General features: G+C 44.4%; 5 protein-coding genes and 1 pseudogene. 5 read left to right on the top strand and 1 reads right to left on the bottom strand.

The features are described from left to right. Positions 1–801 precede the first annotated feature (801 nt). The gene (gene dusA, locus NXS07_RS17885) at positions 802–1,839 is read left to right on the top strand and encodes a tRNA dihydrouridine(20/20a) synthase DusA (protein ID WP_038203652.1); all 1,038 of its coding nucleotides are present in this window, start codon (positions 802–804) and stop codon (positions 1,837–1,839) included. Positions 1,840–1,866: 27 nt separating this feature from the next. Here the strand turns inward: dusA and NXS07_RS17880 are convergent, their stop codons facing one another. Continuing rightward, on the bottom strand, positions 1,867–2,850 hold the full coding sequence (locus NXS07_RS17880; RefSeq protein ID WP_038203650.1) for a quinone oxidoreductase: 984 nt from the start codon (positions 2,848–2,850) through the stop codon (positions 1,867–1,869). 182 nt (positions 2,851–3,032) lie between these two features. Here NXS07_RS17880 and dnaB point away from each other — a divergent pair, with 182 nt between their 5' ends. The 4 genes and pseudogenes from dnaB to NXS07_RS17860 form a co-directional block, all read left to right on the top strand. Then, complete coding sequence (dnaB, locus tag NXS07_RS17875) at positions 3,033–4,442, top strand: replicative DNA helicase (protein WP_038193262.1); 1,410 nt, start codon at positions 3,033–3,035, stop codon at positions 4,440–4,442. A 49-nt stretch (positions 4,443–4,491) separates the two neighbouring features. Further along, positions 4,492–5,571: an alanine racemase gene (gene alr, locus NXS07_RS17870; RefSeq protein WP_258087310.1), complete on the top strand. Its 1,080-nt coding sequence runs from the start codon at positions 4,492–4,494 to the stop codon at positions 5,569–5,571. A 122-nt stretch (positions 5,572–5,693) separates the two neighbouring features. Beyond that, complete coding sequence (locus NXS07_RS17865) at positions 5,694–6,887, top strand: amino acid aminotransferase (protein ID WP_258087309.1); 1,194 nt, start codon at positions 5,694–5,696, stop codon at positions 6,885–6,887. Positions 6,888–7,117: 230 nt separating this feature from the next. After that, positions 7,118–7,384, top strand: a pseudogene (locus NXS07_RS17860) (RNA ligase family protein); the annotation flags it as partial. Positions 7,385–7,455 lie beyond the last annotated feature (71 nt).

Genomic DNA, 7,455 nt, shown 5'->3' with positions numbered 1-7,455 from the left:
CGTGGAGTATGAGCTAAATACTCTATTGGAAGGTTATGGTGCTAAATTTGCAATTAATTTTTCTTGATTACTTAACAAATAATCTTCCCTGTGTATTAAAGATGCTAATGTTAAAGCACAAGATTAATCAATATCAATACTGTTTTTATGTACAGTTTTTTGCGCGTGATTAATTTCATTGTTGATATTTTCTTTTCGTTATTATTTGTTTTAAGTGAGATTTAGTGGTTTCATATTTACGTATATAAAACCATATAACTATGCGAGCCTCTGGTAATATCTTATAGATTGTATTTTTTTAATAACATTTAATCGCTGTGCGGCTAAATCTAATAAAATCATACCTACGATTAATTGTCAGGATTGAAACATTATTCCCTTCTGAAACTATCGCGTCTAATGCAATGAACAGTGCTTCAATCTTACGCCTTTCCAGTGTATTTGGCATTGGTGTGGAAAAGATAGCTTGTAATGTTCTCTTATGTCTGGCGTTTAATGTATTTATTCAAATTGATTTCCATTATTTGAGTTTTCCATCGCCAAGTTACAAGAGTGATATGATATTTTGATATCAAATAAAGTGAGCAAATAATTGATAATTATCTTTTTTACCTTCTTCAAATCTTCTACTAAGAACGACAATCGTTGCTTTTAGTTCGTATGGATTCCTGTCTGCGCTCTGGAGCTTCTCTGTGCTATAGTAGACCATAAATTTCCCCCTATTCTCTGTATCAGCTTCCTTATAAATGAGGGAACGACAAGGGATTCAGAGAATGAAAATATCGCCTTGAAAGTACAAAAATGCAGCAAAATAAAAAAATTGAAAATATTGATACAACTAAAAATGTGAGCAAAAAAGAGGTTGAATTCCCTCTCAACCGCTTCTCCGTTGCCCCCATGTTAGATTGGACTGATCGTCATTGCCGTTACTTCCATCGTCTGTTGAGTAAGAAAGCATTGCTTTACACCGAAATGGTGACAACGGGTGCTATTATTCATGGTAAAGGGAATTATCTGGCTTATAACGAGCAGGAGCATCCGCTGGCATTGCAATTGGGCGGCAGTGAACCCCAGGCGTTGGCGCAGTGTGCCAAGATCGCGGAGGAGCGGGGTTACGATGAAATCAATTTGAACGTTGGTTGTCCTTCTGATCGTGTGCAAAATGGCCGCTTTGGTGCTTGCTTGATGGGGGAAGCCAAGTTGGTGGCAGACGGCGTTAAGGCTATGCAGGATGTTGTGGATATTCCTGTCACGGTTAAAACCCGTATTGGCATTGATGAACAGGACAGTTACGAATTCTTGTGTGATTTCATTGATACGGTCGTGAAAAACAGTGATTGCGATAATTTCATTATCCATGCCCGCAAGGCGTGGCTATCTGGTCTGAGTCCAAAGGAAAACCGTGAAATTCCACCCTTGGATTATCCACGGGTCTATCAATTGAAAAAAGATTTCCCACAATTGACGCTTTCCATTAACGGCGGCATTAAATCACTGGAAGAAGCAAAGCAGCATTTACAGTATGTGGATGGCGTGATGATTGGGCGGGAAGCCTACCAAAATCCATCTATTCTGGCGCATGTTGATCGTGAGTTGTTTAATGAAGCGGCATCGATGGTGAACACCATTGATGCGATTAAGGCGCTTTATCCTTATATTGAACGGGAATTGTCAAAAGGCACCTATCTGGGACACATCACCCGCCATATCTTGGGCATTTTTCAGGGAATTCCCGGTGCGCGTCAGTGGCGCCGCCACTTGAGTGAGAATGCCCATAAGACCGGCGCTGATATTATGGTGGTGGAAAAAGCACTGGAGATGGTGACAGAGCGGATGTGATCCGCTCTGTCATTTTTGTGGGTGGAATTAAGGAATCAGAAGGCTGGAGCCGTGGGTGGCGCGGCTTTCCAGTGTGCGATGCGCCTTTGCAGCTTCACTTAATGGAAACTTCTGGTTCTCTGTCACATCGACATTGATTTTGCCACTGGCAATTAAATCAAACAGCGCCTTGCTGGCTTCATTTAACTCTTCACGGGTAGTGATATAACCATTAATTGCAGGACGGGTGACAAACAGAGAACCTTTCTGATTGAGAATGCCTAAATCTACCCCAGTCACTGGTCCAGAAGCATTGCCAAAACTGACCATCAAACCTTGTCGTTTCAGGCAATCCAGCGAATTGAGCCATGTCGCCTTACCGACGGAATCATAAACTACGCCAACTTTTTCTCCGCCAGTAATTTCGGTGACGCTCTCGACAATATTTTCACGGTTGTAATTGATGGTTTGCCACGCACCCGCCGCTTTGGCAAGGGCTGCTTTTTCATCGGAACCAACAGTCCCAATCAATTTTGCGCCCAATGCTTTTGCCCACTGGCAGGCAATTAATCCGACACCGCCCGCTGCCGCATGGAACAGAAAAGTTTCTCCCGTTTGAATTTTATACGTTTTATAGAACAGATAATAAACGGTTAAACCTTTTAAAAGTGATGCAGCAGCCTGTTCGAATGAGATTGCGTCCGGTAGTACAGCTAATTTGCTTTCAAGCACATTATGTACTTCACTATAAGCACCAAGGGTAGCTTGAGCATAAGCCACACGATCACCGACTTTAATGGATGTCACGCTAGAGCCAATCTTGGTCACAATACCTGCGGCTTCGGTTCCGAGGCCACTGGGCAGATTTGCTGTTGGATATAGTCCACTGCGCATATAGGTATCAATATAATTAATCCCGATAGCCTTATTCTGAACCTGTACCTCATCAGGAGCAGGGTCGGTAGGGGTAAATTCGCAATATTGGATCACCTCAGGGTCGCCTGACGTGGAAAACTCGATGTGTTTTGCCATGAATCAGCCTCTCATTATTTTAGAAATATTGGGAAAAGCTTCGCACGTTTGAAATGAAATCGCTGCAAACGGCGTTGATGTATTCGAAATCATTACAGACTATTTATAATTACTCAAGGCTGTTTTCATGGCGTATACTGATGCGCTATTTCGTTCTTGTTTAGTGGATTAATGCGGTATACATGGCTGGAAAAAAACCAACTAACAACAGTATGGCTGAACCAAAAGATCGCCAAGTGGAAGGGCTGAAGCTTCCACCACACTCTTTGGAAGCAGAGCAATCCGTGTTGGGCGGTTTGATGCTGGATAATGAACGCTGGGACAATGTTTCCGAGCGAGTCTCCAGCAATGATTTTTTCAGCCGCCCACATCGGCGCATTTTTGCTGAAATGCAGCGTCTGCTCGAAAGGGGTCAACCCATCGACCTGATCACTTTATCGGAATCCCTTGAGCAGAACGGGCAACTTGATAGCGTTGGCGGGTTCGCCTATTTGGCGGAGTTATCAAAAAATACCCCAAGTGCAGCGAATATTAACGCTTATGCTGATATCGTCCGGGAACGCGCTGTTGTCCGAGATATGATTGCGGTTGCCCATGAAATTGCGGATGCGGGTTATGATCCACAAGGGCGAACCAGTGAAGATTTATTGGATCTGGCGGAATCACGGGTATTCCAGATCGCAGAAAATCGGGCGAACAAAGATGAAGGCCCGAAAGGCATTGAACAGATCCTTGAAGAAACCGTCGAACGGATTGAGCAGCTCTATCAGCGTCCACATGATGGGGTAACGGGGGTTTCCACGGGATATCAAGATCTTGATAAAAAAACTGCCGGGTTACAGAAATCTGACCTGATTATTGTCGCTGCGCGTCCTTCAATGGGGAAAACAACTTTCGCCATGAACTTGTGCGAAAACGCGGCGATGATGCAGGATAAACCGGTACTCATTTTCAGTCTTGAGATGCCCGGCAACCAGATTATGATGCGTATGCTGGCGTCGCTTTCTCGTGTGGATCAAACACGTATTCGTACGGGTCAGCTTGACGATGAAGATTGGGCACGTATTTCCAGCACCATGGGGATTTTGCTGGAAAAACGCAATATGTATATTGATGACTCATCGGGTTTGACCCCTACCGAAGTACGTTCCCGTGCCCGACGGGTTTTCCGCGAACATGGCGGACTCAGTTTGATTATGATCGACTACCTGCAATTGATGCGGGTACCTTCCCTATCTGACAACCGTACACTGGAAATCGCGGAAATATCCCGCTCACTGAAAGCCTTGGCAAAAGAGCTTCAAGTGCCAGTTGTGGCACTCTCTCAGCTTAACCGCGGCTTGGAGCAGCGTGCTGATAAACGTCCGGTTAACTCAGACCTGCGTGAATCAGGCTCTATCGAGCAGGATGCCGACTTGATCATGTTTATCTATCGTGACGAGGTTTATCACGATAACAGCGAACTGAAAGGTGTGGCAGAGATCATCCTTGGTAAGCAGCGTAACGGCCCTATCGGTAGGATAAGGCTGACGTTTAACGGCCAATGGTCACGGTTCGATAATTACGTAGGGCCAAGCTATAGCGACGAATAATCTTACTTACCAAAACCAACTGACCGGAAAATAGTAACGAGGGGAAAAAATGAAAGCGGCAACTGCTGTTATCGACCGCCGCGCTCTGCGACACAATCTGCAACATGTCAGAGTAAAAGCTCCTGACAGCAAACTGGTTGCAGTGGTGAAAGCAAACGCCTATGGACATGGTTTTTTAGAAGTAGCGTACACAATGGAAGATGCTGATAGTTTTGGTGTCGCTCGCATTGCAGAAGCACTGGCCCTGCGTAGTGGAGGGATCGTCAAGCCCATCCTATTACTGGAAGGGTTTTTTGAAGCGGCGGATTTGCCCGTTCTGGTTGTCAACCATATCGAAACCGTAGTCCACAGCATTGAACAGCTCGAAGCACTGGAACAAGCGAACTTATCCCATCCCATTAAAGTGTGGATGAAGCTGGATACGGGAATGCACCGTCTGGGCGTTCGTATTGATGAAGCGGAAGACTTTTATCAACGCTTGAGTCGCTGCCATAACGTCGAGCAGCCGGTTAATATCGTCAGCCATTTTAGCCGTGCAGATGAGCTGACCGTGGATACAACCTCCCAGCAAATTGATCGCTTTATGGCATTTATTGCGGATAAATCGGGTGAAAAATCCATCGCTGCATCGGGTGGCATTTTATTGTGGCCACAGGCACATTTGGATTGGGTTCGTCCGGGTATTATGATGTACGGTGCATCGCCGATAGCAGATAAAACCGCTGCTGACTTCAACCTGATCCCTGCGATGACATTGAAATCCAGCTTAATTGCCGTGCGTAAACATAAGGCAGACGAATCGGTTGGTTACGGTGGCACTTGGATCAGTGAGCGAGATACAACTCTTGGTGTTGTGGCCATGGGGTATGGTGATGGTTATCCGCGTAGTGCGCCATCGGGTACGCCTGTATTGATTAATGGGCGCGAAGTTCCTTTGGTTGGGCGGGTCTCAATGGATATGATTACCGTCGATTTGGGGCCAGAATGTCATGACAAAGTCGGGGATGAAGTTACCCTTTGGGGGAGTATCCTACCTGTTGAAAAAATTGCGGAACACACCGGCATCAGTGCTTATGAACTGATCACGAAATTGACTTCACGTGTTGTGATGGAATATCTAGACGAATAATCCGTTAAATTATATTGTCTGTTACAGTGTCCTTATACCCAATAGATTTCTCGTTGCAGCCGACAAAGCTGCAATCGGAAAGATGAAGGGTATATATAACCCAGTAACAGGGAGTATACGCAGTGTTCCAGAATATTGATGCTTACGCAGGTGATCCTATCCTTTCGTTGGTGGAAGCATTTAAAAAAGATCCCCGCGCAGAAAAAATCAACCTGAGCATCGGTCTGTATTACGATGAACAGGGTATAACACCTCAATTGCAGGCTGTTGCAACCGCAGAAGAACAAATGAGTGCTCTGCCGCAGTCTGCTTCTCTTTATCTCCCGATGGAAGGATTGCTTGCCTATCGCTCGGCAATTCAGGAATTGCTGTTTGGTAAAGATCATCCATTATTAGGGCAGAAGCGCATTGCAACGATCCAAACCGTTGGGGGCTCTGGTGCGTTAAAGGTCGGCGCTGACTTTTTACACCGTTATTTCCCTGACTCTGAAGTGTGGTGCTGTGATCCGACATGGGAAAACCATGCATCAATTTTTGCTGGAGCAGGGATCAACGTGAATTATTACCCTTATTTTGATGACAAAACTAAAGGGGTAAAATTCGGTGAAATGTTGGCAACATTCAATCAACTGCCGGCAAAAAGTATTATTTTGATGCATCCTTGCTGCCATAATCCGACCGGTTCTGATTTAACCCGTGACCAGTGGGATCAAGTGGTTCAGGTTGCAAAAGAGCGAGAATTGATTCCATTCCTTGATATCGCCTATCAGGGATTTGCGGATGGTGTAGAAGAAGATGCTTACGCTATCCGTGCGATGGCGAATGCGGAACTGCCATGTCTGGTTTGTAATTCATTCTCAAAAATCTTCTCCCTGTATGGCGAGCGCGTTGGTGGGTTGTCAGTCGTCTGTAATGATGTAGAAGCAGGTGAATGTGTCTTAGGACAATTGAAAGCCAGTGTGCGCCGTATTTATTCCAGCCCACCTAATTTTGGTGCGCAGGTCGTTGCCAGGGTATTGAGCGATCCTGAATTAAAAGCACTGTGGTTGAAAGAAGTTGAGCAGATGCGTTTGCGTATTAAGGAAATGCGAACTGTTTTGGTTAATGCTCTGAAAAGTGCGCTGCCAGAGAAAAATTTTGATCACTTGTTGAAACAGCGTGGCATGTTCAGTTATACCGGATTCAGTCAGGAACAGGTTGATCGCTTGCGTGAAGAATTTGGCGTCTATCTGGTAGTCTCTGGTCGTATTTGTATGGCGGGCGTGAATCACCAAAACGTACAGAAAATTGCTGAGGCGTTTGCGGCGGTTAGTTGATAATTTTTATTCCCTTGAATATATAACTATAATCCCTTGTTACAGTATTAGGCAGGGGATTTTTGTTACCACACAGTATTAATATTCCATATATTAAAGGATTAAAATCAGGAATAAAGAAAATGTAATGCCAATTTTTGAGCTCTTTCATCGATTTTAAGATGAACATTAATCTGTAAAGGTGTAAATACGCTTTTATTAGGATAATTTTTAAAAAGAGTCAAAGCATTATGGATATGCAATCAAGAAAGTATGGTAGAACGTTTCATTATCCGTTCTCACCAGGCACGACCAGTGATGATCGTATTAATCATAGCTGGTGGCAAGATGTACAGAAAATTAAACATCTCATTCATACAGAAAAGTTAGACGGAGAGAATAACTGTCTAAATCAGTATGGTGTATTTGCACGCTCTCATGCAGCTCCGACACAATCCGCATGGACACAGCAGATCCGTCAACGCTGGCAATTAATCAAGGGTGATTTAGATGATATATACCCATCGTAATTGAAGATACTTGATTTTTCATTCGTATCAGATCAAGATCGCGCCCATGAAAATTACTC

It is taken from the genome of Xenorhabdus bovienii, from assembly GCF_024721015.1.
Lineage (GTDB): Bacteria > Pseudomonadota > Gammaproteobacteria > Enterobacterales > Enterobacteriaceae > Xenorhabdus > Xenorhabdus bovienii.
Note: the sequence above shows the minus strand (reverse complement) of the source record. Positions and strands in the feature narration are given on the sequence as shown.